Here is a 26,621-nt window from a genome sequence, read left to right on the forward strand (position 1 = left end):
GTGCCGCGGGCGTGACGCCTGTCGCTGCTGGCTCAGCTGTCGCGTGAACCAGATGCCGAGCTTATCACTTTTTCAGTGCCCAGCCGGGTACCTTGAGCTGGCTGGCGCTGGTGACGCTGGACTTGATGAAGTTGCCGTTGCCGTCACTGTCGAGCAGGAAGAAGGGCGCGCCGCCCTTGGGGATGATCTCGATGGCATACAGATGGCCATTGACGCGGTATTCGCGCAGCTGGCGGTCATCCTGCTGACGGCTGGTGATCTGCGGCTTGGGGGCCTCGCTCTCGGCGACGGCCAGCGGCGCACTCAGGGCGGTGACGGCCAGCAGCAGCCCGGTGGCCAGCAGCGTGGGCAGGCGCAGCAGGGAATGCGGAGCAATGGAAGCAGTCGAGCGCATGACAATCCTCCTTTACACAAGCGCAGCCTGTATCAGGTTCCGCGTGCAAAAGTTCTGTGAGCAAGGGGCCTGCAGGCAGGGTGCCTGCGAGCAAGCACCCGGTGCGTACCCGTGCAGAAGACAAGCGAATCGGCGCTGGCCTGAAACCTTGCCTGATGGGCGCAGTTTACGTCCCTTGACGGCAGTGTGCACGACTTCCCGCCATCAATGCCGGGCGCAGAAGACACACGCGCCGAGGGCGGCGACTGTGCCTCGCCGCAGCCCTTGCGTATCATGACAGCCATAGCTGCCGAGAGGTTTTCGGCCCCGACTCTGCTTGCCCCAAGCTCACCCTTCAGCCTACGGATGCGACTGCTCATGGCCGCCACGCCGATCGTTCTCGTCGATGGATCTTCCTATCTCTATCGTGCCTTTCATGCTCTGCCGCCACTGACCACCTCCAAGGGCCTGCCCACCGGCGCGGTGAAGGGCGTGATCAACATGCTCAAGAGCCTGATCCGCCAGTACCCGGACAGCCCCATGGCGGTGGTCTTCGATGCCAAGGGCAAGACCTTCCGCGACGACATGTACCCGGAGTACAAGGCCCAGCGCCCGCCGATGCCGGATGACCTGCGCCTGCAGGTCGAGCCGCTGCATGCCTGCGTGCGCGCCCTTGGCCTGCCCCTGCTGTGCGTGGAAGGCGTCGAGGCCGATGACGTCATCGGCACCCTGGCGCGCATGGCGACCGAGGCCGGGCGTGACGCCGTCATCTCTACCGGCGACAAGGACATGGCCCAGCTGGTGAACGAGCACATCACCCTGGTCAACACCATGAAGAACGAGACGCTGGACGTGGACGGCGTCACCGAGAAGTTCGGCATTCCGCCGAACCTGATCATCGACTTCCTCGCGCTGATGGGCGACAAGGTCGACAACATCCCCGGCGTGCCGGGCGTGGGCGAGAAGACCGCGCTGGGCCTGCTGCAGGGCATGGAAGGCGGCCTCGACACCATCTACGGCGATCTCGATCGCATCAAGACGCTCAGCTTCCGTGGCGCCAAGACCCTGGCCAAGAAGATGGAAGCGCATCGTGAAGATGCCTATCTCTCCTACCGTCTCGCCACCATCAAGCTGGACTGCGAGCTGGAATATGGCCTGGATGACCTCGCGATCGCCGCGCCGGACACCGCCGCGCTGGTCGAGCTCTACCGCGAGATGGAGTTCAAGGCCTGGCTGAAGGAGCTGCTGGAAGGCGGCGACATGGCGGCCACGCCGCATGCCGACGAGAAGGACAGCGGAGTCGCCGGCAGTGACCTGTTCGGTGACAGCATCGCGCCGGTCGCTGAAAAGGCCTCAGGCAAGAGCAAGACCGCCGCTGCGCCAACCCCTGATCTGGAAGCGGCGGAAGAGGGCGACGAGATGCCCGATGCGCTGCCGCCGCGTGAGGAGCGCAACTATCGCGCCATCACCGAGCAGGCCGAGCTGGATGCGTGGCTCGAGCGCGTGCGCAACGCCACCTCGCTGTGCTTCGACCTCGAGACCACCAGCCTCAACTACATGGAAGCCGAGATCGTCGGTATCGGCATGGCGCTGGAAGTCGGCGAGGCCGTCTACATTCCCGTCGCTCACAGCTATCTGGATGCCCCCGCGCAGCTGGAGCGCCAGGCCGTGCTGGAAGCGCTGACGCCGATTCTCGCCGATACCGCCATCACCAAGATCGGCCAGAACCTCAAGTACGACATCGAGGTGCTGGCGCGCTATGACATCGCGGTGGCCGGCCCGCTGGCCGACACCATGCTGATGTCCTACGTGCTCAATTCCACCGCGACCCGTCACGACATGGACTCGCTGGCGCTCAAGTATCTGGGCGAGAGCACCATCAGCTTCACCGACATCGCCGGCAAGGGCGCCAAGCAGCTGACGTTCGATCAGATCGCGCTGGAAGAGGCGATGCCGTATGCCTGCGAGGATGTCGACATCACCCTGCGCCTCGCCGCGCTGCTGATGCCGCGCATCGAGAAGCTGGGGCGTCTGGATGAAGTGCTGCGTCAGTTCGAGTATCCGCTGATTCCGGTGCTGGCACGCATCGAGCGCAACGGTGTCGCGATCGACCCCGAGCGCCTGCACGTCCAGACCCGCGAGCTGACCGAGCAGATCCACGACATCGAGAAGCAGGCCTTCGAGCTTGCGGGCCGCGAGTTCAACCTCTCTTCCCCCAAGCAGCTGGGCGAGATCCTCTTCGAGGAGCAGAAGCTGCCGGTCAAGAAGAAGACGCCCAAGGGCGCGCCGTCCACCGCCGAAGCGGTGCTTGAGGAGCTGGCGCTGGACTACCCGCTGCCCAAGCTGATCATGCGCCATCGCGGCATGACCAAGCTCAAGAGCACCTACACCGACAAGCTGCCGCAGCTGGTCAACCCGACCACGCGTCGCCTGCACACCAGCTACCATCAGGCCGTCACCGCGACGGGGCGTCTGTCGTCGTCTGATCCGAACCTGCAGAACATCCCGGTGCGCAGTGACGAGGGCCGTCGTATCCGTCAGGCCTTCATCGCGCGCCCCGGCTATCGCATCGTCGCGGCGGATTACTCGCAGATCGAGCTGCGCATCATGGCGCACCTCTCCGGTGACAAGGGCCTGCTCTCGGCCTTTGCCGACAACCGCGACGTGCACGCCGCCACCGCCGCTGAAGTCTTCGGTACCGAGGAATCGCGTGTCAGCAGTGACCAGCGTCGCAGCGCCAAGGCCATCAACTTCGGGCTGATCTACGGCATGTCCGCCTGGGGCCTCTCGCGTCAGCTGGATATCGAACCCGGCCAGGCCAAGACCTACATCGAGCGCTACTTCGAGCGTTATCCTGGCGTCGCCACCTACATGGAAGACACGCGTCAGCTCGCCGCCGAGCAGGGCTACGTCGAGACCATCTTCGGCCGTCGTCTCTACCTGCCGGAAATCGGCTCGCGCAATCACGCGCGTCGCAGCGCCGCCGAGCGCACCGCCATCAACGCCCCGATGCAAGGCAGCGCCGCCGACATCATCAAGCGCGCCATGATCGACGTGGATGCCTGGCTGGCGGGCAGCGACGGTGACAAGGCGTACGACGCCATGATGGTCATGCAGGTACACGATGAACTCGTCTTCGAAGTCGCCGAAGCGCAGGTCGAAGACTTCATGAAAGACGTCGCGCAGCGCATGCAGAACGCCGCCTCCCTCGACGTCCCGCTGCTCGTCGAAGTCGAGCAAGGCGACAACTGGGAAGAAGCGCATTAACGCGACGCACCATTAAAGCAATCATCAAAACCCCGCTTCGGCGGGGTTTTTTGTTATTAACTTTGACAGTTATACTTATCAAGGTAAGAATATAAGCGCTAGCTTTTACACAGGGAAGAAGAAAAATGAGCTTGATAGAACGTTTCCAGCCATTGGTCCGTCGTGCACGCGATGAAAGTTCTCACATTACAACGGAAGAAGCCACAAAGACTGCGTTAATACTGCCTATGTTGCAGATATTGGGGTATGACGTTTTTAATCCTCGCGAGGTTATCCCCGAGTATATCGCCGACATAGGCAAGAAAAAGGGTGAGAAAGTAGATTATGCCATCATGAAAGATGGCGAGATCTCAGTTTTGATCGAGTGTAAGCCTTTTAGGTATGAACCTTGATCAAGCTCACTTTACTCAGCTTTATCGTTATTTTAGTGTGACTCCTGCACGTTTTGGCGTGCTCACAAATGGTGTGGAGTACCGTTTCTTCTCGGACTTGGATGACAGGAATAAGCTTGACGATCAGCCTTTCTTCCGCTTCGATCTGCTAGATCATAATGATCGTGATTTAGAAGAATTGAAGAAATTCAGCAAGAGTGATTTTGAGGTTGATAATATCCTTGGTTCTGCGAGTCAGCTGAAATATATCTCGCTTATACAAGAAGAGTTTTCTTCTCTCATTACCGATGTGCCTGAAGACTTTGTGAAGTTTATCGTGTCCCGTGTCTACGAAGGACGTATGACTCAAAGTGTCGTGAGTGAGTTCAAGCCAACCGTTTATGATGCGATTCAACAGTTTATTCGTGAACAGGTAGATACTCGTCTCAAGAAAGCGCTTAACTCCAGTGACCTGTCAGTTAACGATGTCATGAGAAGCGATCCTGCTGAAAAAGAGGCAGAGCCAGAAGACGGTATCGAAACCACGCAAGAGGAAATTGACGCCTATAATATCGTGCGAGCTTTGGTGTGCGATAAGGTCGATATTGAACGTGTTGTTATGCGTGATACCAAGAGTTATTGCGGTATTTTGCTTGATGATAATAATCGCAAGCCGATCTGTCGCCTTCGCTTTAACGGAAAAAGCATCAAAAGAGTTGAGTTCTTTGATGATGAAGCGGATAGAGTGGAAATCAAAGATATTAAAGATATATTCTTGTTCAAGGATCGCTTGTTGAATACCCTGGATAAATATATTCAGTAATTTCAGATGTGATCAAGAAAACCCCGCTTTGGCGGGGTTTTCTTGTTTCTGGGCTGCATTTCCTGGGCAGGGTCTCTGGCCCCCTCGTCTCTGTCCATGCCCATAAAACGAGCATGAGAAAGCAGAGGCACTGGCCTCGGGAAGTTCTACGACCACTGGCTACGTTGATCCTTGGCGGCGGTAGGCCGATGCTGTGGGGGGGGTCCGGTTTTCCGGACGCTGGCTGCGTGATGGCGTGGCCCATAACAATCAGATCCGGCGGGTGTAGTGGCAGAGGGATACGGCTGCCCACGATGACCGGACACGCCAAGGGAGAGCGGTGATGGCTCAGCAGATGCCTGTGTCAGGCGCGGTGGTCGGGGAGAAGATGACTGTCCCGCTGCGTGATGATCTACCTGCCACCTCGATTCATCTGGAGCGGGCGCGCCGCGAGTTGCTGCGTGCCGCGATGGATGCAGTGGAGGAGTGGGTCGTGGTGGTGGATGCCCAGGGCGGTATCCAGTTTCTGAATGCGCCCTATGCCGAGTTTCTCGGCGTCGAGGCCAGCGAGGTGCTGGGGCGCGATGTCAGCGAGGTGATCGAGAACACCCGCATGCACGAGGTGCTGGAGAGCGGACGCGCGGAGCTTGCCCAGCTGCAGTTGATTCGTGGCCACCACATGATTGCCCACCGTTATCCCATCTTCCGCGATGGCGAGCTGATCGGTGCCATCGGCTCGGTGCTCTATCACGACACCTGGGAATGGCGGCAGGTGAATGCTCAGGTTCAGGCGCTGGAAGCGGAGGTGGACTACTACCGTCAGGCGCTGGAAACCCCCAACGGCGCGCGCTGGCAGCTGAGTGACATCATCGGCGATTCGCCCGCCATGCGAGAACTTGCCTGCAAGGTGCGCAAGATCGCCCCCGGCGGTGCCTCGGTGTTGATCCGTGGCGAGTCCGGCACCGGCAAGGAGCTGTACGCCCATGCGTTGCATCGCAGCTCGGCGCGCGCCAAGGGGCCCTTCATCAAGCTCAACTGCGCAGCGATTCCCGAAGCGCTGCTGGAGGCGGAGCTGTTTGGTTATGAAGAGGGCGCCTTCACCGGCGCCAAGCGCGGCGGCAAGCCCGGCAAGTTCCAGCTCGCGGATGGCGGTACGCTGTTTCTCGATGAGGTCGGCGACATGCCGCTGGCGATGCAGGCCAAGCTGCTGCGCGTGCTGCAGGACCGCGAGGTCGAGGCGGTCGGCGCGACCCGTCTGGTCAGTGTTGATGTCCGTGTCATCGCCGCGACTCACCGCCCGCTGGAAGCGCTGGTCGAGAGCGGCGAATTCCGCGAAGACCTCTTCTACCGCATCAACGTGGTGCCCTTGAAGGTGCCGCCGCTGCGCGAGCGCCGCGACGACCTGCCGACCCTGGCCACGCACCTGCTGTCACGCCTGGCGCGACGCAGTGGTCGCCGCCCGCCGATTCTCTCCGAAGCCGCCCTTGAACGCCTGTGCGCCCACCATTGGCCCGGCAACGTGCGCGAGCTGGAAAACGTGCTCGAAGCCGCCTTCTATCTGGGCGGCAGCCATATCCAACCGACCGACCTGCCGGATGCCATCGGCGCCCGGCATGGCGATGCGCGGCATGGCGATGCCCGGCACGCCGCTACCCATCAAAGCGACTTGTCCACACCCGCTTCAGCGGCCGAGTCGTCCACAACCGCCCGGGAGTTGCCCACGACGCCGGCCACGCTGCGTGAGGCGATGGCCCAGGCGGAGCGCCAATTGATCGAGGACGCGCTGCGCGCCGCCGAGGGCAATCGCACCCGCGCCGCCCGTCAGCTCGGCATCGCCAAGTCCTCGCTCTACGAGAAGCTCAATCGGCATGGCCTGTTGGCCGAAACGCCCTGATCGACCGGCATTTCACCTCCCCGCCACCAACGAGTGGCCAAAGCGTCCGGAATCTCGGTCAGTGACCGGAATTCCGGACGCTTTGCGTTTCTCGCCAGCCCACGGCGTGCATAGCCGCATGGGGTCTGCATTCCTCTATCGGCATATTCGACTGGAGTCGTAGACAGAATTCATGTCAGCGCGCGACCTTGGTCGCAGCCTCGGCAGCTTGAGTGTCCGGCTTTCCGGACGCTGTCGTAAGCCGATACTGCCGCGCAGGGCGCGGTGAGTCGGCTCGCGCGGGCCTTCCCCTCGTAGCTCTCTGAAATCATTGACGTTGTTGTGGCGTGGTCAGCCGCTTGCGTTGTCATCGGGTAAGTTGACGTAAGCGTCATCTTGCAACGTGGCTCATGTCCAGCAAGCCACAAGCCGTACGACCAGCGAGCACAACAACAAATCAGGGAGCCGCACCATGTCGCAACACGCCACGCCGTATCAATCGACGCCGACCCGCCGCCTGCGCCTCGGAGCTGCCATTGCGGCGGCCGTGGCCACCACCACCTTGATGGCCGCCGCGCCAGCCCAGGCGGAAGGGCCGAAACAGCTCGACGTCGCCAGTACCTTCTCGACCAAGAACTTCCTCGGTGCCGGTGCCGTGCGCCTGTCAGAGGAACTCAAGAGCGCGACCGGCGGCGAAGTCGGCCTGCGCGTGCACGAGCCGGGCGATCTCGTGCCGGCCTTCGAGGTCTTCAACTCCGTCTCCTCCGGTGCGGTGCAGGCCGGTTGGGACTGGATGGGCTACTGGGCCGGCACGGTGCCGATCACCAATCTCTACGGTGCACTGCCGTTCGGCCCGAGCCCGGAAGCCTTCATGTCATGGATGTGGGCCGGTGAGGGTACCGAGCTTGTGCAGGCCGCCTATGACCCCTACGGCGTGAAGGTGCTGCCGTGCTTCATCTCGCCGCAGGAAACCGGCGGCTGGTACAACAAGGAAATCAACTCGCCGGAGGACTTCAAGGGCCTGTCGATGCGTATCTCCGGCCTCGGCGCCAAGGTGCTCAACAAGCTGGGCGCCTCGACTCAGCTGGTGCCGGGCAGCGAGATCTACCTCGCGTTGGAGCGTGGCCGTGTCGATGCCACCGAGTTCTCGGTGCCGCAGGTCGATCAGGCGATGGGCTTCAATGAAGTCGCCAAGTACTACTACTTCCCGGGTTGGCACCAGAGCGCCAGCTGGTTCTCGCTGCTGATCAACCAGCAGGTATGGGACAGCTACAGCGATGAGCGCAAGGCGCAGTTCCAGACTGCCTGCCGCGCGACCCTGCAGTGGGCGATGGCCGAAGCACCGCCGGCTCAGGTACGTGCGATCCACGAGCTCGAGGAGAAGGGCGTCGAGGTCAAGCGCTTCCCGGAGCCGGTGATGACCGCGCTGCAGGAAGCCTGGGGTGAAGTGCTGGCCGAAGAGAAGCAGACCAATCCTGACTTCGCCAAGGCCTACGATTCGCTGATGAAGCACGCCGCACTGATCGACGAATGGTACGAGCTGCAGGCCATGCCGCAGCCGATGGCCATGAAGCAGGCTGACAACGCTGACGAGGGTAGCGCCCAATGACCGACCCCCGCCTTGCGCCCTGGCGGGCACAGGGCGGGGCGGTGTGTGACGCCCTGGGCCGACCGCTGGTCGGCCTGGGGCTGTGGGTGGGTCGCCTGACCAGCTGGTTGGGTCTGGCGATCATCCTGGCCGTGCTCACCACCGTCACGCTCAACGCCTTGGGCATCAATGAAATCGCCAACTGGGGGTCGCCCGACGTGCTGCTGTTCGGCACCGCGATCACCATCAATTCCGTCACCGAGTTGCAGTGGCACCTGTTCGGTCTGCTGACGCTCTTCGGTGGCACCTACGCCCTGCACAGCGATACGCATGTGCGGGTCGACCTGTTCTATCAGCGCCTCTCGCCGCGCGGACGCGCCGTGGTCGATATCCTCGGCCACCTCATCATGCTGATTCCCTTCTGCCTGCTGATCGCCTGGCTGTCCAAGCATTTCGTCACCATGTCCTACATGTCCGGCGAGAAGTCCAACTATGGCGGCCTGGTGGACCGTTACCTGATCAAGGCGATGCTGCCGACGGGGCTGGTGTTCCTCGCCCTCGGCGCGCTGGGGCAGATCTTCGAGAATCTGGCCTGCCTGTTCGACCCGGCGCGCACCCCCGAGCGCCTGAAAGACCACGAGATTGCCAGTCTGGCCGGCCTTGCGGATCAGCAGAATGCTGCGCCAGCGACCACCGACGCCACGGCACCCCAGAATCATGCAGACGGGAGCCATGACAATGCTCGCTGAATACGCCTTGCCCATCACCATGGTGGTGGCACTTCTGATAGGTATCTTCTCCGGCTACCCGGTGGCCTTTCTGCTCGGCGGGCTGGGTATCCTGTTCGCCTTCATCGGCGATATCCCGCTGCCGTTTCTCGGCACCGTCGGCTCGCGCATCTTCGGCGGCGTGATCGAGAACTGGCTGCTGATCGCGATTCCGCTGTTCGTGTTCATGGGGCTGATGCTGGAAAGCTCCGGCGTGGCGCGCAATCTGCTGATGACACTGCAGCGGCTGTTCGGTCGCGTGCATGGCGGTCTGGCCGTCTCGGTGGCACTGCTGGGCGTGGTGATGGCCGCCAGTACCGGCATCATCGGTGCCTCGGTGGTCATGCTGGGCCTGCTGGCGCTGCCGGTGATGCTGGGGCAGGGCTACAAGGCCGAGATGGCCTGTGGGGTCATCGCGGCCTCCGGCACCCTGGGCATCCTGATTCCGCCCTCGATCATGCTGGTGCTGATGGGCTCCATCCTGCAGATCTCGGTGGGGGCGCTGTTCAAGGCGGCGCTGATTCCGGGGCTGATGCTCGGCGCGCTCTACGTCGCCTATCTGCTGATCACCGCCAAGCTGCGCCCGGACTGGGCACCGCTGCCGGACCAGTCGCTGCTCGGCACCGACAAGACACCGCTGCCGCTGGCACTGCTGCGCGACCTGCTCGGGCCGATGGTGCTGATCGTCGCGGTGCTGGGGTCGATCATGACCGGTATCGCCACGCCCACCGAGGCCGCGGCCATCGGCGCGGGTGGCAGCCTGCTGCTGGCGCTGGTGATGGGCGGACTGTCCTTCTCCACCCTGCGCAACACGCTGCGCGATACCTCGCGCACCAGCGCGATGATCCTGTTCGTCGTCATCGGCGCGACCTGCTTCTCGGTGGTCTTCAAGCGCCTCGGCGGTGACTACCTGATCGAGGATGTCATCACCGGCACCGGCCTTGGCCCCTATGGCCTGCTGTTGCTGCTGATGGGGCTGATCTTCGTGCTCGGCTTCTTCCTCGAGTGGATCGAGATCAGCTTCGTGGTGCTGCCGCTGGTGGCGCCGGTGGTCGAGGCGCTGGACTTCGGGCTCGGGCTTTCCGGCCAGGGGCTGCTGGTGTGGTTCGCGATTCTGGTCGCCATCAACCTGCAGACGAGTTTCCTGACGCCACCCTTCGGCTATGCGTTGTTCTACCTCAAGGGCATCACCGCCGGGCAGGTGTCCATCGGCACCATCTATCGCTCGATTCTGCCCTTCGTCGGCCTGCAGCTGGCGGGTCTGATCCTGTGCATGCTGTTCCCGGCGCTGGTGCTGTGGCTGCCGGGGCTGATGCCCTGACGCTCGCCAATCGGAGCATCACAGGGAGGTGATGTCTGGGTAAGCAGGGGGCTGAGCAGAGGGTTGAGCAAAGAGCTGAGCAGCGCAGCGCGGCATGAGGTACGCAGGGGTGACCCTTCGGGGGTTCTATCAGGGAGAATGAGATGCTGCCACGACGCAGGGTATTGATCGCGGGGCAGGGGGAGTGGCTGGAGGCCATGGCGCGCACCTTCCTGGAAGATGGCGCCATCATCGCCCTGATGGGCACCGCGCCAGCGGACCTCGAACGCGTGCTGGATGCACTGGGCGGCGAGCAGTCGGACCGCTTCGGCCAGGTGGTCGGCGAGGGCTGCTTCGAGACACTGGTGGCGCGTCTCGGGCGCCTCGACGTGCTGGTCTGCATGCCGCCTCAGGCCATGGCCGGGCAGTCGCTGGAAGCCTGCCTGGTTGCGCAGGTCGCCGGCCCCGGCGCCTTGCTCAAGGCGGCCTGTGCGCGCATGTTGCGCCACGGCGGACGCCTGCTGGCCGTGGCGCCACCGCTGCCCTCGCAGCCGTCTTCGTCGCTGTCCTCGCAGCTATCCTCGCAGGAGCATCACGGCACTGCCATGGCACAGGCGGCGCTGAGTGAGTTGATCCAGCGGCTGGCGTCACGCGCGCCGGACAAGGTACGTGCCAATCTGCTGTGCCCGGAGGGCAGCCGACCGGACGCCGTGGCGGAATGCGCGCGCTTTCTGGCCGGTGGCGCCGGGCGTTCCCTCAATGGTCAGGTACTGCACCTGAGCGACTGATCTCCCGACAGACGTTTTACAACACAAGCGGCCGTGGCATTGCCACGGCCGCTTGTTGTCGTCTGCTGGTCTGACATATGGCCAATTTGATCAAATATACGTCCAATTATATCAATCCGCTCTGGCTGAAGTGATTAAGGTAGAAGGAGACTCAGCGTCGCACCAGCATCCGCGAGCAGGTACCTGACCAGTAAGACAACAGTGCCGCTCCCTCAGCCGTGGAGATCATCGAGTGCCCAGCAGACCGCATTCCGTCAGCCTAAAAGACCATGGACAACAACTGCATCTGAGCCACGCCGAGGGCGATCTGACCCTCGAGGCGCTCTGGCTGCGTGAGCGGAGTCCCGATGAAACGACGCTCGACTCCCTCACCGGTCAGCGCCTGATCGAGGCGGCGGACCTGCCGCTGGACCTGAGCCTGACTCAGGCACAACTGGATGGCGATACGCTGTCGCTGGCCTTCAGTGACGGCCATGCGGCAAGCTTCTCGCTGGCGGCCCTGCTGGCGGAGTGTCAGCCGTGTGAGGCCTATCAGGGCATGACCTTCTGGCAGGGGAATCTCGCCCAGCTGCCCGAGGCCGACTTCGCCGCGGCGCTGGAGGATGACGCGGCCTTGCTGGACATGCTCGAGCAGTTGCAGCGCTTCGGCTTCGTGCGGGTCAGCGGCGTGCCGGACACGGAGGACGGCATGCAGGGACTGATCCACCGCATCGGGCCGCTGCGGCGCACCAACTGGGGCGGTATCGCCGACGTGAAATCCGTCGCCAATGCCTATGACCTCACGATGACCCAGCGCGGGCTGGAGCCGCATACCGACAATCCCTACCGCGACCCGATTCCGGGCTACATCTGGCTGCACTGTCTGCGCAACGCGGCCCAGGGCGGCGACAGCATGCTGGTGGATGGCTTCAGTGCGGCAGAGCACCTGCGCCGTGAAGACCCCGAGGCCTTCGCCTGCCTGACAGAAGTCAGCCCCGGCTTCCGTTATCACGACGCCACCACGCGCCTGGAAAGCGAAGGCCCGCTGATCGAGCTGGACAGCCGTGGTCAGGTCGCCCGAGTGCGCTTCTCCAACCGCACTGAGCGGGTGCCGGCGCTGCCCGGCGCGACCCTGCGTCGCTACTACGCTGCCCGCCAGGCGTTCTATCGCCTGATCTCCGGTGACGACTTCACGCTGCACCTCAAGCTGGCACCGGGCCAGATGCTGATCATGGACAACTACCGGCTGTTCCATGGTCGCAGCGCCTTCCAGCTGGAAGGTGGCATCCGCCATATGCGCCAGGGCTATGTGGACCGTGACTCCACCGCCAGCCGCCGTCTGCTGCTGGCCGATCAGCTCGCCGGTCAGTTCGCCAATGAGGAGGCCAGCGCATGAGCGAACAGGCCCGCTTCCGCAGTTTCGAGGAAAGCACGCATGCCGAGTGGGCGCTGATCGATGCGCGCTTCCGGGAATATCAGTCCGATGCCTGCCGGCGTGTGCTTGAACATCTGGGGCGCCTCAAGGGCGATCACCACGGCTATCCGGTCGATCGCTACGAACACTGCCTGCAGACCGCCACCCGCGCGCTGCGCGCTGGCGCCGATGAGGAGATGGTGGTCTGCGCGCTGCTGCATGACATCGGCGATGACCTGGCACCGGCCAATCATGCCGAGATCGCCGCCGGTATCCTCGAGCCGTTCATCGACCCGCTGAACACCTGGATGATTCGTCATCACGAGCTGTTCCAGGGCTATCACTACCGCGAATTCTTCGGTCAGGACCGCCACGCCCGCGAGGCACATGCCGGGCATCCCGCCTATGAGCGCACCGTGCGCTTCTGTGATGAGTGGGACCAGACCAGCTTCGACCCCGAATACGACACCCTGCCGCTGGAGCATTTCATCCCGATGCTGGAGCGGGTGATGGGGCGGGCGCCCTTCGGCGGCTTGCCGGATCTGGTGCCGGAGCCAGAACTTGAGAAGGACATGGCCAGTCAGGCCGGTGCTCGCTGAAGGCGTACTCTGCCTGAGGGTAAAGTTCCAACGAATCAATTGCTTGCGACGCAGCAGGGCGGAGAAGACACAAGCGCCGACAACGACAACGACAGCGCCGTGAGCGATGGACACGCACGACGCCCGCCATATACGAAGCCTTTCAGCCCCGACAACAACAAGGCCCGGCGCGACCGGAACCGACAAGGAAAGACACGATGACCACCACCCCGTACCCCCTGACACCTACGACGAAGCACGGCGCCCGCCGTGGTCTGCTTGCCCTCGCGACCCTGCTGCTCGGCACGGCTAGCCTGGCAGCCTCGGCCCAGGACAAGGATGACGAGCTGACGCTGATCGTGCCGCCGTGGCCCGGCGTCACCGTCAAGAGCGAGATCGTCGCCCAGATCCTCGCCCCGCTGGGCTACGACGTGGAGCGACAGGAAGTCAGCTCCACCGTCGGCTACAACACCCTGACCACCGGCGACAGCGACGCCTTCCTCGCTGGCTGGCTGCCTGCCCAGAAAGACAGTTATGACGCGGCCATGGCCGCCGGTGCGATCACCGATCTCGGCAACAACGTCACCGGCGCCCGCATGGGCTTCGCGGTGCCGGGCTATGTCTACGAGGCCGGCATCCACAGCGCCGCGGATCTTGCCGCCCACGCCGAGCAATTCGACGAGACCGTCTACTCCATCGAAAGCGGCTCCACGGTCAGCGACATGCTCAATGGCGCCATCGACAATGATGTCTATGGCCTGGGCGACTGGGATGCGATGGAGTCCTCGACGCCCGGCATGCTCAGCGAGGTGCGTGCCGCCCAGCGCGAGCAACGCTGGATCGCCTTCTACGGCTGGACACCGCACTGGATGGTGCCGGAATTCGACACCCATATCCTGGCAGACCCGGAGTCGGTGTTCGGCCCCGACAATGGCGCCAGTGACGTCAAGACCGTCGTGCGCACCGCCTACGCCGAAGCCAATCCCAACCTCGCCCGCTTCCTCGATCAGCTCGTCTTCAGCTCCGAAGAGCAGAGCGGCTTCATCCTCGACTACAGCCTGAAGGAGCGTGACCTCGATGAGGTGGCGCACGACTGGCTGGCCGCCAACCCGGACCGGCTGGCGGAATTTCTCGCCGACGTGACCACGCGCGATGGCGAGGATGCCCTGGCCGCCGTGAAGGCCAGCCTGTGAGGCTGGCGTAGCCTTGCTGCCGCCTTGACGGCGTGGGCGGGCGCCGAGGGATGGCTCCCGCCCATGGCCTCTTGCAGAGCGTGGCCTGTCGCGGAGCGGAGCCTTTGCGTACCGCTCTCTGTTCTCTGCGCTCTGCTCTGGCTTTCGTTCTGGCTTCCGCCCAGGCCTCGTATTGCCCAGACACGCAGCGGCGGGTGGTTGGCGCGCCTGCGCCAGCCAAGGCCCGCCTGAGGGCACTCGCCTGGCGGGCATCGCTGATTTCCTCCCAAGTACCTCTCCTGCACGGCCTGTTCAACCTGCACACAAAGATGCCGAGTCAGTCGACTCGGCGTCTTTGTGTGCTTTCTGCGGGGTGCGCTTCTGGTCATTCGCATACTTTTCGGTATAGGCAATCCACGCCGACTGCACAGCATGATAGGCATCGTCTCTGATTCCATAGGGAATCTAATTGGCGCTTATTTGATGCGATATAGAATCACCTCTAGACCATTGGTGTAGCGACCTTGGGAGGGTGGTTGAAAATAATGTTAATAGTATCAGTTGGTTATAAGGTGAATGGTGCTGGCATGGCGCTTGCTATCCACAGTGACAAGAGACGCGGTCAGCGGATTCATCTCGTCACTCACCAAAGGATATCGCCATGAGTATCGCCAGCTTCAAATCTGCCAATCGTCTGATCACCGGACAACAAGCCTCGACTCGTCTTGCTGAGGAGGTCATGCGACTGGGCATGCATTCGCCGATGTTGGTCACCGACCCTGGTGTACTGGGGTCCGGAACACTGGAGCCGATCAAGGCTCAATTGGATGACCTCAAGTCCAGGGGACACCTGACGGACTATCGCATCTTCAGTGATGTCAGCGCCGAACCTGAAGTGCATATCGTCGAGGACTGCATGAGCAGCTACCGCGAGGGGGGCTGCGATAGCCTGATCGCGGTAGGCGGTGGCAGTGCGATGGATATCGCCAAATGCGTGGCGGTGTATGCCACCCATGATGGTGATCTCGAGAGTCTGTTTGGCGAGAACAAGGCGCGTGTCCGCGGAGCGCCACTTATCGCCATGCCGACGACATCAGGCACCGGGTCCGAGGTGACCAACATCGGGATTCTGTCTGATACCGAAGCGAGGATGAAGAAAGGCATCGTCAATGATTACTTGCTGCCAGATGTCGCCATCGTTGCCCCGGAGCTGACGGTGAGCTGCCCCCGACATGTCACTGCCGCCAGCGGTGTCGATGCGCTCGTCCACGCCATCGAAGCCTATCTTTCCAATTTTGCCACGCCGATCACCGATGCACTGGCCATCAAGGCCATGCGCCTGATCATCAAGGCCTTGCCCAAGGCCTATGCCAATCCTGCCGACCTCAAGGCGCGTGAAGACATGGCGACTGGCAGTCTGCTGGCCGGGATGGCGTTCGGTAATGCCGGTGTCGGGGCGGTGCACGCCCTGGCCTATCCGTTGGGAGGGCGCTACCACCTGCCACATGGCGTGACCAATGCGCTGCTGTTGCCCCACGTGATGCGCTGGAATGCATTGGCTTGTGTCGAGCGCTTCCGAGATATTGCGGAGGCCCTCGATACATCACATCGCAAGCTCAAGGATGAAGCGACTGCCGAACTGGTCGTCGAGCGACTACATAAGCTATGTCGTGATGTGGACATCCCCAGCGGCCTGCGCCATTTCGACATCCCCGAAGAGGACATCCCCTCACTTGCGGCAGATGCCTTCAAGGTCGAACGCCTGCTGCGCAACAATCCACGTCAGCTCAGCCAGGCCGATATCGAAAGTATCTATCGCGCGGCCTACTGAAGCGCTGAATCTCCTTTCTGAACACCATCTCCACCACAGGTGAAGATGCATAACGATAACAACAGGAACGCCATCATGAGCCACTGGAAAACCCGCCAGCCCGGTGAGGAAAGCCCCTACTTCGCGCTGGGGCCCTTCAAGATCCGTCTTCCCTTCCTGCACTACCGTTTCGAGCTGCCCGACTACCTGCAAGGGCTGTTGATGTGCGCGGTGGATCTCGCCGCCATCCCGTTGATGACGGAGCTCCTGGGCATGCCGTTCGAGGCCGCGCTGGCCATCGTGATGCTCAATGGTCTGCTGTATCTGGTTCACCACCTGCTGGGCGACCCGGTCATTCCCGGCTGGATCACGCCGGCCATTCCACTGTTGATGGCTTATGTGGCGACCTTCCCGGAGGGGGAGACGCGGGTGCATGCCTTGATTGCCTTCCAGCTGATGCTCGGGATACTGGCCATCGTGCTCGGGCGAACGGGGCTGGCCAGCAAGGTGGTCAACATGATCCCCTCGGCGATCAAGGCTGGCATCATCATGGGCGCGGGGTTGGCCGCAATCAGCGTGGTCTTCAAGGAAGGCGGGCGTTTCGACACCTATCCCATCACCATCAGCATCGCAGTAGGTCTGGCTTTCTACATCATCTTCTCGCGTCATTTCGCCAAGCTGAAGACCACGAACCCGTTCTGGAGCAATCTCGGCAAGCTGGGCATCTTCCCGATCATCCTGCTGGCGATCGTCGTCGCTCCACTGGTGGGCGAGGCCGCATGGCCTGATGTGCAGTGGGGCTTCAGCCAACCTGATTTCGTGACCATGTTCAGCCAGTACACTGTCTTCGGTGTCGGCTTGCCGCCGCTGTCGATGTTCCTGACGGCGCTGCCGACCGTGCTGGCTGCCTATATCGTGCTGTTCGGCGATGTTCTGCAGTCCAAGGCACTGGTCGAGGAGGCTGATGAGTCCCGCCCCGACGAGAAGATCGACTACGACGCCAACCGTGCACACATGATCTTCGGCGGGCGCAATACACTGATGAGCCTGTTCGGCCCGGACGTCACCATGTGTGGCCCGCTGTGGGCTGCCATGCAGGTGGTGGTGGTCGAACGCTACAAGGAAGGCAAGCAGGCGATGCATTCGCTGTTCGGTGGCTCGGGCTCATTCCGCTGGGGCACCAACACCGGTCTGCTGTTACTGCCCATCGTCAGTCTGGTCCAGCCCATCCTGGGGATAGCATTGGCACTGACGCTGTTGATCCAGGGCTATGTCAGCGTGCGCTTGGGCATTCTGGAAGCGCGTAGCCAGCGCGACCTGGGCATTGCCGGGGTGATCGCCGCCGTACTGGTCATCAAGGGGGCTGCCTGGGCCTTCGGGATCGGCATTGCGCTGTGTCTGCTGATCTACGGCAAGCGCTTCTTCTCCGGCGAGATCGATGAGACCTTCAGCCGTGATATCGGCAAGTCAGATATCGCGCCGGCCGACAGCAAGACAGCAAGCCTGTCCTCGACAGGTGCCGCTTCGGCAGACTCCCCGACGTCCTCGCATTGACGTATCGTGACCCCATGTCCCCCCGCCGCCTGAGCGCGCGGGGGTTTCTGCCGGGGGAGTCGTCAATGCAGAACGTGGAGCAGGATCTCAGACTTGAAGCAGCGCTGGCGTTGCTGGAGCGCCAGTCACTGGAGGCCGTCAAGGTCATCGATACGCGTGGTGAGGTTATCGGTGTCTTGACGCGTCAGGAGGTGGAGTCCGCCGCGGAACTCAAGGAACGCCTCGCGCTCTCCAATCAGCGGGGCAGCTCAACCGGGAAGAATGCCACGGAGGTTGGCGCGGATCCGGCGTCTGATCTGCTGGCTCAGGTACCGACCCAGCGTTTGCTGGATGCCCTGCATGACGGTGTCTATATCACCGATGGGCGTGGCGTGACCGTCGCCATCAATCAGGCCTATGAGCGTATTACCGGGCTCAAGCGCAGTGACGTGCTGGGGCATCACATGCAGGAGCTGGTGCGCCGGGGGTATATCTCCAAGTCGGTGTCATTGGAGGTCATCCGTGACGGCAAGCCCGTCACCCTCGTGCAGAGTCTGCGCGATGGCCGCAAGATATTGGTCAGCGGTCTCCCGATGCTGGCCCACGACGGCACCTTGAGCCATGTGGTTACCAGCGTGCGCGATATCACCGAGCTGCTGCGCGCCAAGCATGCGCAGGAGCAGTTGCGCCAACTGCACTCTCTGCATGACACCTACAGCGTCAGCTCCGGGACGGATGAACAGTCGCTGGAGCTGGTGACCAGTGACGCTACTGCCGACTGTTTCGCGTTGGCGGAACGCGTGGCTGCCACTGATGTGAAGGTGTTGATTCAGGGCGAGACGGGAACGGGCAAGACGCTGCTGGCCCGCTATCTTCACGAGCACAGCACGCGTGCCGAGGGGGTATTCCTTGAGCTCAACTGTGCTGCCTTGCCGGAAGGGCTGCTGGAAGCCGAGTTGTTCGGCTATGCGCCTGGCGCCTTCACCGGTGCAAACGCACGTGGCAAGCAGGGGCTTCTGGACGTCGCCAATGGTGGCACGCTCTTCCTGGATGAGATTGGTGATCTGCCGCTTTCATTGCAGGCCAAGTTGTTGAAGGTCGTCGAGGAGCAGCGTTTCATGCCTGTCGGCGGGACAGAGCTTCGGCGCACCAACGTCCGTCTGCTGACCGCCTCACATCATGATCTGGCTGCTCGGGTGAAGGAGGGGCGCTTCCGGGAAGACCTCTACTATCGCCTGAGTGTCGTGCCCATCACGCTGCCACCGCTGCGTGAGCGGCGCAGCGAAGTGATCCCGCTTCTGCAGCATTACCTCCGCCATTTCTGTCAGCGTCATGCACTGGTCCGGCGCCTTGATCCTGAAGTGCTCGAACTGCTGGGCGGCCATGCATGGCCCGGTAATATCCGTGAGTTGATCAATCTGGTGGAGCGCCTCGTGGTGACCACCACCAACGAGGTGATCACGTCCGATGTCTTGCCGGCAGAGTATCTTGCGGCGCATGCCAATTCCGGGTGGGATGACTCGATGATACTCGGCGCGATAACCGCCCCGGAGGATGGCTCACCGGAGCGCACGCTGAAGGAACATACCGAAGCTCTGGAGCGGCGCTTGATCGAGCAAGCCCTGGAGAAGCACCGCACCACTCGCGCTGCGGCGGCATCGCTGGGGATCAACCAGTCGACGCTGGTCAAGAAGATGCAGAAGTTCACCCACACGCCCTGAAGCCGGCAGTGCTGCCCGAGCCTTTACTCATCCTCGACCCTCGCTTTTCGCCTCTTCAATCCTCCCTAGATGAGCGTGTACCCGCTTTCCTTTCACAGCTTGTCCCTCAGGCACCGAAACCTGCCAGCTCTTCAACTTGCTCCGAAGCCAGCAAGCTTTCTAACTGGCACCGAAACCTGCCAGCTCTCTAACTTGCCCCGAAGCCGGCAAGCTTTCTAACTGGCACCGAAACCTGCCAGCTCTCTAACTTGCCCCGAAGCCGGCAAGCTTTCTAACTGGCACCGAAACCTGCCAGCTCTCTAACTGGCACCGAAACCTGCCAGCTCTTCAACTTGCCCCCGAAACCTGCCAGCTTTCTAACTTGCTCCGAAGCCAGCAAGCTTTCTAACTGGCCCCGAAGCCTGCCAGCCCTCCAACTTGCTCCGAAGCCAGCAAGCTTTCTAACTTGCTCCGAAGCCAGCAAGAAAGACGCGCACGCAGCGTCTGACATGTGGGCGGAGCTGTTCGGGGCTTGCGGTGTCGGGTGGGCAGCCGAGCAGGGCGTCGACATGCAGCGGGTTGAGCAGCATGCCGGTGAGCAGGTTGGCGGCGGCCAGCGGCTCCTGGCCGAGGCCGGTGGACGGCAGGTGGCCCTGGGCGACCTGACGCGACAGGTAGCCTGCCAGGCGTTGTCGGGTCAGCTTGGGGCCGTTGTCTAGGAACAGCTTGCCGAGCTGCGGGTTGCGGCCGCTTTCGAAGGCGAGGCCACGGAACAGGCGGATCAGTTCGGGCGCGAGGGCCAGCGCCAGCATCGCCATGCCGAAGTCTTCCAGCGCTTCCTCGACACTGCGTGTCTCGTTGGCTTCGTGGTCCATCACCGACCACACCGTCTGCGCCTCCTGCTGCATCACGGCCAGAAACAGGCCGTCCTTGTTGCCGAAATTACGATACAGCGTTGCCAGTGATCCGCCGGCCTGCCGGGCAATCTCATTGATGCTGGTCGCGGCGAAGCCGTGTTCGAGGAAATGTTCACGCGCGACTTCCAGTTGGCGTTTGCGGCGTGCTTCCCCGCGCGGTGAGGCGCGAGTCGTGGTGCTTCCCGAGTCAGGGGCGGTCTCTGATGAGGGCGAATCAGTCATGTGAGTGTCCTGTCTGTGATCCGGAAACCGCCTGAAACAGGCAAGGTTGCGATATTGCGAACGAGAGACGCTATCTGTCGAAACTGTCAGGGCTGCCTCAAGTAAGTGTAGTATTCATTACACTTTGTGACGATGCAAGATGACAGCCGTGGCCTGAGCGCTCGCAAGCACCGTGGCCGCCTCATCCGCAGCGTCAGCCAGATTACACGCCTGTCACCGACAGGCAGCAAGAGAGAGTCGCCGAATGAACAAGGCAGGCAAGGGTGTCGTGGCACTCATCGTGGTGGCGGGCGTGATCGCTGGCGGAGTGATGGGGGTCGAATGGTGGCAGGTCGGGCGCTTCATGCAGGAGACCGACAACGCCTATGTGCGTACCGACAGCGTCGCGGTGCGCTCCGAGATCACCGCGCGGGTGACGCGCATGCTGGTGCATGACAACCAGCCGGTGAAGAAGGGGCAGTTGCTGGTGCAGCTGGATGACGAAGATGCCAGGGCCAATCTGGACCAGGCCAGTGCCGCGCTGGACAACGCCCGCACCGGGGAAGTCCAGGCCGAGCGTCAGCTGGACCTGCAAGGCGCGAAGATCGACGAGGCCAAGGCCGCGCTGGCCTCGGCCAAGGCCGAACGCGATCAGGCGGCGCTGCACCTCAAGCGCTCCAGAAGTCTGGAGAGCCGCAGCTACGCCTCGCGTCAGTCCTATGAGGATGACCAGGTGACCATGCGCACCGCCGAGGCGAGCGTTGCCCAGAAGCAGGCCGCGCTGGTGTCTGCCCGGCAGCAGCTTGAGGTCTACAAGGCGCAGCTGGAATCGGCGCGTGCCCAGGTGGTGTCAGAGGCGGCAGATCTCGCCTACGCGCGCCACCAGCTGGAGAAGACCTCGATCTACGCGCCGCAGGATGGCGTGGTCGGCAATCGCAGTGTCGAGGTGGGCACCATGGCCAGCGCCTCGTTGACCCTGATGCAGCTGGTGCCGGTGAAGAGCGCCTATGTGGTGGCCAACTACAAGGAAACCCAGACCGAGCGCATGCGCGTCGGCCAGCCGGTCAGTCTCGAGGTGGATGCCTACCCGGACATCGAGTTTGAGGGCGTGGTGGATAGCCTGGCGCCGGCGACCGGTACCGAGTTCAGCCTGCTGCCGACCGACAACGCCACCGGCAACTTCAACAAGATCGTCCAGCGTGTGCCGGTGCGCATTCGCCTGACCGGCCCAGCGGATGCGCTGCCGCGTCTGCGCGCCGGCCTGTCGGTCATCCCCAGCGTCGATACACGAGAGCTTTCGGACACCGGCACCTATGCCGTCGATAGCCTCTCCAGGGGCGTCATCGCGCCCGATGCCGCGCAGGTCGCCAGCGCTGATCGCGGAGCGAAGTAAGCATGGCCGAGACGACCCAGTCCACGGTTCAGCCCCCGGCGGGTACCGCCAGTGACATGCCGACGCGCCGCCAGCAGATCGGCTTCGTGGCCGCGGTGTTCGGCATGTTCATGGCGATTCTGGATATCCAGATCGTGTCCAGCTCGCTCAACGAGCTGCAGGCAGGCCTGGCCGCCAGTCAGGACCAGATCTCCTGGGTGCAGACCAGCTACCTGATCGCCGAGATCGTGATGATTCCGCTCTCCGGCATGCTGGCGCGCATCTTCTCGACGCGGCTGGTGCTGACCGTCTCGGCGCTGGGCTTCACGCTGGCGAGTCTGGGCTGTGCGCTCTCGACCTCGCTGGAAGCCCTGATCGTGCTGCGCGCGGTCCAGGGCTTCATGGGCGGGGCGATGATTCCGCTGACCCAGGCGGCCAGTTTCTCGATCTTCCCGCGCCGCATGATGGGCAGCATCCAGGCGGTGATCGGCCTGGTGGCGACCATGGCGCCCTCCATCGGGCCGTCCGTCGGCGGCTACATCACCGAATACATGAGCTGGCATTGGCTGTTTCTGGTCAACCTGGTGCCGGGCATCATCGTGGCGGCGCTGGTGTGGCGCAATCTGGAGATCGACAGCGGCGACCGCGGTCTGCTCAGTCGTCTGGATACGCTGGGACTGGCGCTGATGGCGGTCTTTCTCGGCAGTCTCGAATTCGTGCTCGAGGAAGGGCCCGGCGATGACTGGTTCGCCAGTTCGCTGATCCTGTTCTGGAGTGTGGTGTGCGCGGTGGCGGCGGTCGGCTTCTTCTGGCGCGTGCTGACGACCAGCAACCCCATCGTCGACCTGCGAGTGTTCAGGGACCGCAACTTCGCGCTGGGGGCGATCATCGGCTTCTGGATCGGCGTGGTGCTCTACGGGTTGGTCTATCTGGTGCCGCTGTTTCTCGGCTCGATTTCCGGCTTCTCCAGCGTGCAGATCGGGCAGGTGATGTTCGTCAGCGGTGTGGTGATGTTCCTGATGGCGCCGGTGGCGGGCAAGCTTTCCGATCGCATCGACCTGCGCCTGATGCTGTGCATCGGCCTGGTGCTGACCGGCCTCGGCACCGGCATGAACGTGCACCTGACCTCGGACTCGGGCTTCGATGACTTCTTCTGGCCGCAGGTGATCCGCGGCGCGGGCCAGATCATGGTGCTGCTGTCGGTCTCCCGGCTGGCGATGGGGCGTCTGGCGCCCCACGAGATAGGCAACGGCAGTGGCCTGTTCAACGTGATGCGCAACCTGGGCGGCGCGGTGGGGCTGGCGCTGATCGATACCATCCGCGAGCTGCGTGAGGACTATCACTGGAACCAGATGATCGGGGCCATCGACCAGAGCCGCCAGGTGGTGATCGATCAGCTGGCAAGCTATCAGTCGACCTTCGCGGGGCTGGCTGATCCGTGGCAGGCCGGTGTGCAGATGATCGCCCAGCGCATCAGCATCCAGGCCGAGGTGCTGGCCTTCGACAATATCTTCCTGTGGCTGGGCGCGGTCTATGTGCTCGGCAGCGTGGCGGCCTTCCTGTTCCGTCGCCCGCAAGACCCTGCCAGCAAGGCGGATGCCAGCGAAAGTGGTGAACAGAGCCCAGCGCACTGATGGCGCCTTGAAGGCTCCTTGAGCGTACTTTGAGAAAACGCCGCATGTCGCTGAAAGACAAAGACCCGCCAATCGGCGGGTCTTTGTCTTTCAAGCCTTGGTGTTTCAAGCCTTGGTGTTTCAAGCCTTGATGTGTCAGGCCTTGAGCCTCTGTCAGTCAGCATCCAGCCAGCAGGGCGTCACCAGCCCCAGAACATCAGATACCAGATGCCCAGCGCGGGCAGGCAGGCCAGCGCGACACTCGCGGTACCGACCAGCCGTGCAGCGTTGCCGGCAAGCAGGCCGCCGTTGCGCTGCTCACCGGTAATGCGCCAGGCCAGACGCAGCCCCCACAGGCAGGCCAGTGCCAGCAGGGTGGCGCGCAGGTCATTGGCCCAGGTGAGATTGATGCCATCGCCGCGCAGCAGCGTCATGGTGGTGGCGGAGAGGCCGAGAAACACGCCCAGCCCGCCCAGCGGAATCAGACTCAGCGAGAGGTGCCACTGACGTGACAGCGTCGCCTTGCCGCCCATCAGCCAGTTGCCCAGCAGCAGCGGCAGGCTGGTGAGCGCGCCCAGCAGGCCGCCACCGACCACGATCCACAGCGTGATCAGACTGCCATCGAGCAGGTTGAAGACATCGTTGTGCTCGGGGTAGTTGGTCAGAATCCAGGTCGGCAGGGTGGTGGTCAGCGGCCACATCAGGTCGTGATCGATCAGCCAGAAGGCCAGTTGCTGCTTGAGGGCGACGAACCACGGGCTGGCGCTCCAGCTGAAGGCGCCGATGGCGATGCCGAGCAGGCCGAACACCAGCACCGAGTAGTGGGTGAAGCGCACCGGCTGCGGCGGCTCGACCAGCTCTACCCCCGGCGCACGCCACTCCAGCTGCATCGCGTCCTTGTAGCCGCTGCAGCGTCCGCAGACATGGCAGTCACCGGCGCTGTCGAGCTGCTTGAGCGGAATCAGCGGCGCGCAGTCAGGGGCGTGCATGCGCACGGCGTTGCCCTGACGAACAGCCTGATTGTGGGCGTTCCAGCGGGCCTGGTCGGTACGGAAGTGGGTCGGTGACAGGCGTGCCAACAGGTTGAAGACGCCATTCACCGGACACAGCTGACGGCACCAGACGCGCGTGCCCTTGCCGTAGATCAGCCCGACGATGATCGCGGCCACCGTCGAACCTCCCAGTACCACCAGTGCGCCCAGCGGGTACTGATAGACGCTGGCCAGCTGGCCATAGAGCGTGGTGCCGAGGAAGGCCATGAAGGGCCAGCCGCCCCAGCGCATCCAGCCGGGAATCGGGCGACCCAGGCCGATGCGACTGGCGGCTTCGGTCAGGGTGCCTTCGGGGCAGAAGACACCGCACCACACGCGCCCCATCAGCACCATGCTGATCAGCACGAAGGGCCACCACAGCCCCCAGAACACGAACTCGGCGAACACCGTCAGGTTGGTGAGGATATGCGCCTGGTAATCCGGCAGCGGCAACAGGGCCGGCACCACCAGCAGAAAGGCATAGATGCCGACCACCAGCCATTGCACCAGCTGGATCAGACCACGCCGCTGCTGCATCGCCTGTCCGAAGCGCGCGATGCGCGTGGCCTGACGGCCAGGCGAGGCGCCGCCATCACTGGCGATGAGGTTGGCGATGTCACCGTGGGGGCTGGAGCCGCAATTGGCCATGACTATCGTTTCTCCTGACTGGCAGATCGCGTGAACAAGACTCAGCTGCGCGCGCGGGCAGTGAGCTGACGGCGCTGGTCGACGCGCTCCCTCTTGCGCTGACGCTTCATGAGGCTTGCGACGATGACCCAGTAGCCGAGATAGCCGACCACCATCGTCGTGGCAGGCCAGGCGCGATAGCCGGCGAAGGTTGCCAGCAGTCCGCCGAGGCCGCTGCCATCATCGAGCAGCCAGCTGGAATCCCACAGCGGGTCGAGGCCCGCCGGCAGATAGCCGAGGCCGATCAGCTGCTCGAGGCCCGACATCAGCAGTGACGCCGCCAGCATCAACAGCAGGATTTCGGTCACGCGGAAGAACAGCTTCCACGAGAACAGGCGTGAACCGAGCTGCAGCGCCATGAAGGTCGCCACCGCGAGGGCGAAGCCGAGGCCCGCAGCCAGCACGAAGCTGGCGATGCCGCCGGACTGCAGGCTGGCGGCGCCCATGCCGTAGAGGAAGACGACGGTTTCCGCGCCTTCACGCGCCACGGCGATGGCGACCAGCGTCGCCACGCCCCAGTAGCTGCCGGAGGAGACGGCGCTGGCCAGGCCGCTCTCGAGTTCTGCCTTGAGCGTGCGGCCCTTGGTGCGCATCCACAGCACCATCTGGGTGATCAACAGGCAGGCAGTCAGCACCAGTACGGCCTGGAAGACCTCCTGCGCGGTGCCGGTCAGCCAGGTGTTGGCGCCCATCAGCGCCGCCCCCATCAGGCCGGCCAGCACCAGACCGGCGACGACCCCGCCCCACAGGTAGCGCAGGCCCGCGCGGGTGCCGGACTGCACCAGCCAGGCGTGCATGATGCCGATGACGAGAATGGCTTCGACGCTTTCACGCCAGACGATAAACAGGATCTGATCAAACATGCGGACTCTCTTCTACTGACGTTCGGTGCGCGCCATCGATGACGAAAAATACGTCATTGGCACAGGGTGGCCGAGCTTATTCGGCGACGACCTTGCCACGCGCGTCCGGCAGGTGGAAATCATCGAAGAAGTCATAGCTGCCCGCGCGCAGCGGATGGATGACGACGAACGACTTCACGCCCGGTGCCAGTACCTTCTCCTTGCGCAGGGAGTTGCTCTCGAATTCGGCCGGCGTATTGCCCGCGTTGTGCAGCTGGATGACGAATTTCTCGCCCGCCTTCACCTCAAGGACCTCAGGGATGAGCTTGCCGTTGTCGAGGGTCAGGTCGTAGGACGGCATTTCGCTGGCGGCCGCCGGCCGAGGCAGCAGGCCCACGAGCAAAAGGGCGACGAGCAACATGACGAGCGCGGGCAGCAGGGCGCTTGCTCGACGGGGCAGGCGAGAGGGCAAGAGGGAGGGCAAGAAAGAGGTCAGGCGCATGGGACACTCCGGACGATGAGGGAAAGCGCACACTGACACCAGCACAAGGCGCTGGTGGTAGAGCGACCAATGGCCGCGAGTGCAGGTCAGCACAGGCGGCCATCGAAGGAGCAAGCGGCAATGGCCGCTTCACGGGATGCA

Annotated in this window: 21 protein-coding genes; 16 read left to right on the top strand and 5 right to left on the bottom strand. The window is 63.0% G+C overall.

The window, feature by feature from the left end; translation table 11 throughout:
* Positions 1 to 64: 64 nt before the first annotated feature.
* Positions 65 to 394, bottom strand: a complete 330-nt coding sequence (locus U0O11_RS01075) for a DUF2782 domain-containing protein (RefSeq protein ID WP_082388170.1) — start codon at positions 392 to 394, stop codon at positions 65 to 67.
* Positions 395 to 751: 357 nt separating this feature from the next.
* On the opposite strand from U0O11_RS01075, the gene polA reads away from it, so the two are divergent.
* The 14 genes from polA to U0O11_RS01145 all read left to right on the top strand — a co-directional run bounded on the left by polA (position 752) and on the right by U0O11_RS01145 (position 19,336).
* Entirely contained in the window at positions 752 to 3,640 is a 2,889-nt protein-coding gene (gene polA, locus U0O11_RS01080; RefSeq protein WP_324691148.1) for a DNA polymerase I, read from the top strand.
* Between the two features lie 125 nt (positions 3,641 to 3,765).
* Complete coding sequence (locus tag U0O11_RS01085) at positions 3,766 to 4,032, top strand: type I restriction endonuclease (protein WP_324691150.1); 267 nt, start codon at positions 3,766 to 3,768, stop codon at positions 4,030 to 4,032.
* A complete protein-coding gene (locus U0O11_RS01090; RefSeq protein ID WP_324691153.1) occupies positions 4,022 to 4,834 on the top strand; it encodes a hypothetical protein in 813 nt (270 codons plus the stop codon). Before U0O11_RS01085 ends, U0O11_RS01090 begins: the two co-directional genes overlap by 11 nt.
* A gap of 322 nt (positions 4,835 to 5,156) precedes the next feature.
* Positions 5,157 to 6,707, top strand: coding sequence for a sigma-54 interaction domain-containing protein (locus tag U0O11_RS01095; protein WP_324691154.1), 1,551 nt, complete (start codon positions 5,157 to 5,159; stop codon positions 6,705 to 6,707).
* 451 nt (positions 6,708 to 7,158) lie between these two features.
* Positions 7,159 to 8,295, top strand: a complete 1,137-nt coding sequence (locus U0O11_RS01100; protein WP_225996532.1) for a TRAP transporter substrate-binding protein — start codon at positions 7,159 to 7,161, stop codon at positions 8,293 to 8,295.
* Complete coding sequence (locus U0O11_RS01105; RefSeq protein ID WP_324691157.1) at positions 8,292 to 9,023, top strand: TRAP transporter small permease subunit; 732 nt, start codon at positions 8,292 to 8,294, stop codon at positions 9,021 to 9,023. The genes U0O11_RS01100 and U0O11_RS01105 overlap by 4 nt, the downstream gene beginning before the upstream one ends.
* Positions 9,013 to 10,362: a TRAP transporter large permease gene (locus tag U0O11_RS01110; protein ID WP_054555227.1), complete on the top strand. Its 1,350-nt coding sequence runs from the start codon at positions 9,013 to 9,015 to the stop codon at positions 10,360 to 10,362. The genes U0O11_RS01105 and U0O11_RS01110 overlap by 11 nt, the downstream gene beginning before the upstream one ends.
* Positions 10,363 to 10,505: 143 nt before the next feature.
* Positions 10,506 to 11,129 (top strand): hypothetical protein, encoded by a 624-nt coding sequence (locus U0O11_RS01115; RefSeq protein WP_054555228.1) that lies wholly within the window; start codon positions 10,506 to 10,508, stop codon positions 11,127 to 11,129.
* Between the two features lie 232 nt (positions 11,130 to 11,361).
* Positions 11,362 to 12,504 (top strand): 2-trimethylaminoethylphosphonate dioxygenase, encoded by a 1,143-nt coding sequence (gene tmpA / locus U0O11_RS01120; protein ID WP_324691160.1) that lies wholly within the window; start codon positions 11,362 to 11,364, stop codon positions 12,502 to 12,504.
* A complete protein-coding gene (locus tag U0O11_RS01125; RefSeq protein WP_324691163.1) occupies positions 12,501 to 13,121 on the top strand; it encodes an HD domain-containing protein in 621 nt (206 codons plus the stop codon). Before tmpA ends, U0O11_RS01125 begins: the two co-directional genes overlap by 4 nt.
* 197 nt (positions 13,122 to 13,318) lie before the next feature.
* On the top strand, positions 13,319 to 14,293 hold the full coding sequence (locus U0O11_RS01130; RefSeq protein WP_192838689.1) for an ABC transporter substrate-binding protein: 975 nt from the start codon (positions 13,319 to 13,321) through the stop codon (positions 14,291 to 14,293).
* A 640-nt stretch (positions 14,294 to 14,933) separates the two neighbouring features.
* Positions 14,934 to 16,103 carry an iron-containing alcohol dehydrogenase gene (locus U0O11_RS01135; protein WP_324691166.1) on the top strand — a complete coding sequence of 390 codons (1,170 nt, stop codon included), beginning with the start codon at positions 14,934 to 14,936 and terminating at the stop codon, positions 16,101 to 16,103.
* 75 nt (positions 16,104 to 16,178) lie between these two features.
* Positions 16,179 to 17,636 (top strand): hypothetical protein, encoded by a 1,458-nt coding sequence (locus tag U0O11_RS01140; protein WP_324691167.1) that lies wholly within the window; start codon positions 16,179 to 16,181, stop codon positions 17,634 to 17,636.
* Between the two features lie 65 nt (positions 17,637 to 17,701).
* Positions 17,702 to 19,336: a sigma-54 interaction domain-containing protein gene (locus tag U0O11_RS01145; protein ID WP_324691169.1), complete on the top strand. Its 1,635-nt coding sequence runs from the start codon at positions 17,702 to 17,704 to the stop codon at positions 19,334 to 19,336.
* A 440-nt stretch (positions 19,337 to 19,776) separates the two neighbouring features.
* Here U0O11_RS01145 and U0O11_RS01150 read toward each other — a convergent pair whose 3' ends face one another.
* Positions 19,777 to 20,454: a TetR/AcrR family transcriptional regulator gene (locus U0O11_RS01150; protein ID WP_107335663.1), complete on the bottom strand. Its 678-nt coding sequence runs from the start codon at positions 20,452 to 20,454 to the stop codon at positions 19,777 to 19,779.
* Between the two features lie 244 nt (positions 20,455 to 20,698).
* Between U0O11_RS01150 and U0O11_RS01155 the strand changes: the two genes are divergently transcribed.
* On the top strand, positions 20,699 to 21,826 hold the full coding sequence (locus U0O11_RS01155) for an HlyD family secretion protein (protein WP_324691172.1): 1,128 nt from the start codon (positions 20,699 to 20,701) through the stop codon (positions 21,824 to 21,826).
* Positions 21,827 to 21,828: 2 nt separating this feature from the next.
* Positions 21,829 to 23,439 (top strand): DHA2 family efflux MFS transporter permease subunit, encoded by a 1,611-nt coding sequence (locus tag U0O11_RS01160; RefSeq protein WP_324691174.1) that lies wholly within the window; start codon positions 21,829 to 21,831, stop codon positions 23,437 to 23,439.
* 179 nt (positions 23,440 to 23,618) lie between these two features.
* Here the strand turns inward: U0O11_RS01160 and U0O11_RS01165 are convergent, their stop codons facing one another.
* From U0O11_RS01165 to U0O11_RS01175, 3 genes are all read right to left on the bottom strand, one after another.
* Entirely contained in the window at positions 23,619 to 25,097 is a 1,479-nt protein-coding gene (locus U0O11_RS01165; RefSeq protein WP_324691176.1) for a 4Fe-4S binding protein, read from the bottom strand.
* Positions 25,098 to 25,138: 41 nt separating this feature from the next.
* On the bottom strand, positions 25,139 to 25,999 hold the full coding sequence (locus tag U0O11_RS01170) for an FTR1 family iron permease (protein ID WP_324691178.1): 861 nt from the start codon (positions 25,997 to 25,999) through the stop codon (positions 25,139 to 25,141).
* A 76-nt stretch (positions 26,000 to 26,075) separates the two neighbouring features.
* Entirely contained in the window at positions 26,076 to 26,480 is a 405-nt protein-coding gene (locus U0O11_RS01175) for a cupredoxin domain-containing protein (RefSeq protein WP_324691179.1), read from the bottom strand.
* Between the last annotated feature and the right edge of the window lie 141 nt (positions 26,481 to 26,621).

Origin of the sequence: Cobetia sp. D5 (genome assembly GCF_035666195.1) — a bacterium.
Taxonomy (GTDB): Bacteria; Pseudomonadota; Gammaproteobacteria; order Pseudomonadales; family Halomonadaceae; genus Cobetia; species Cobetia amphilecti.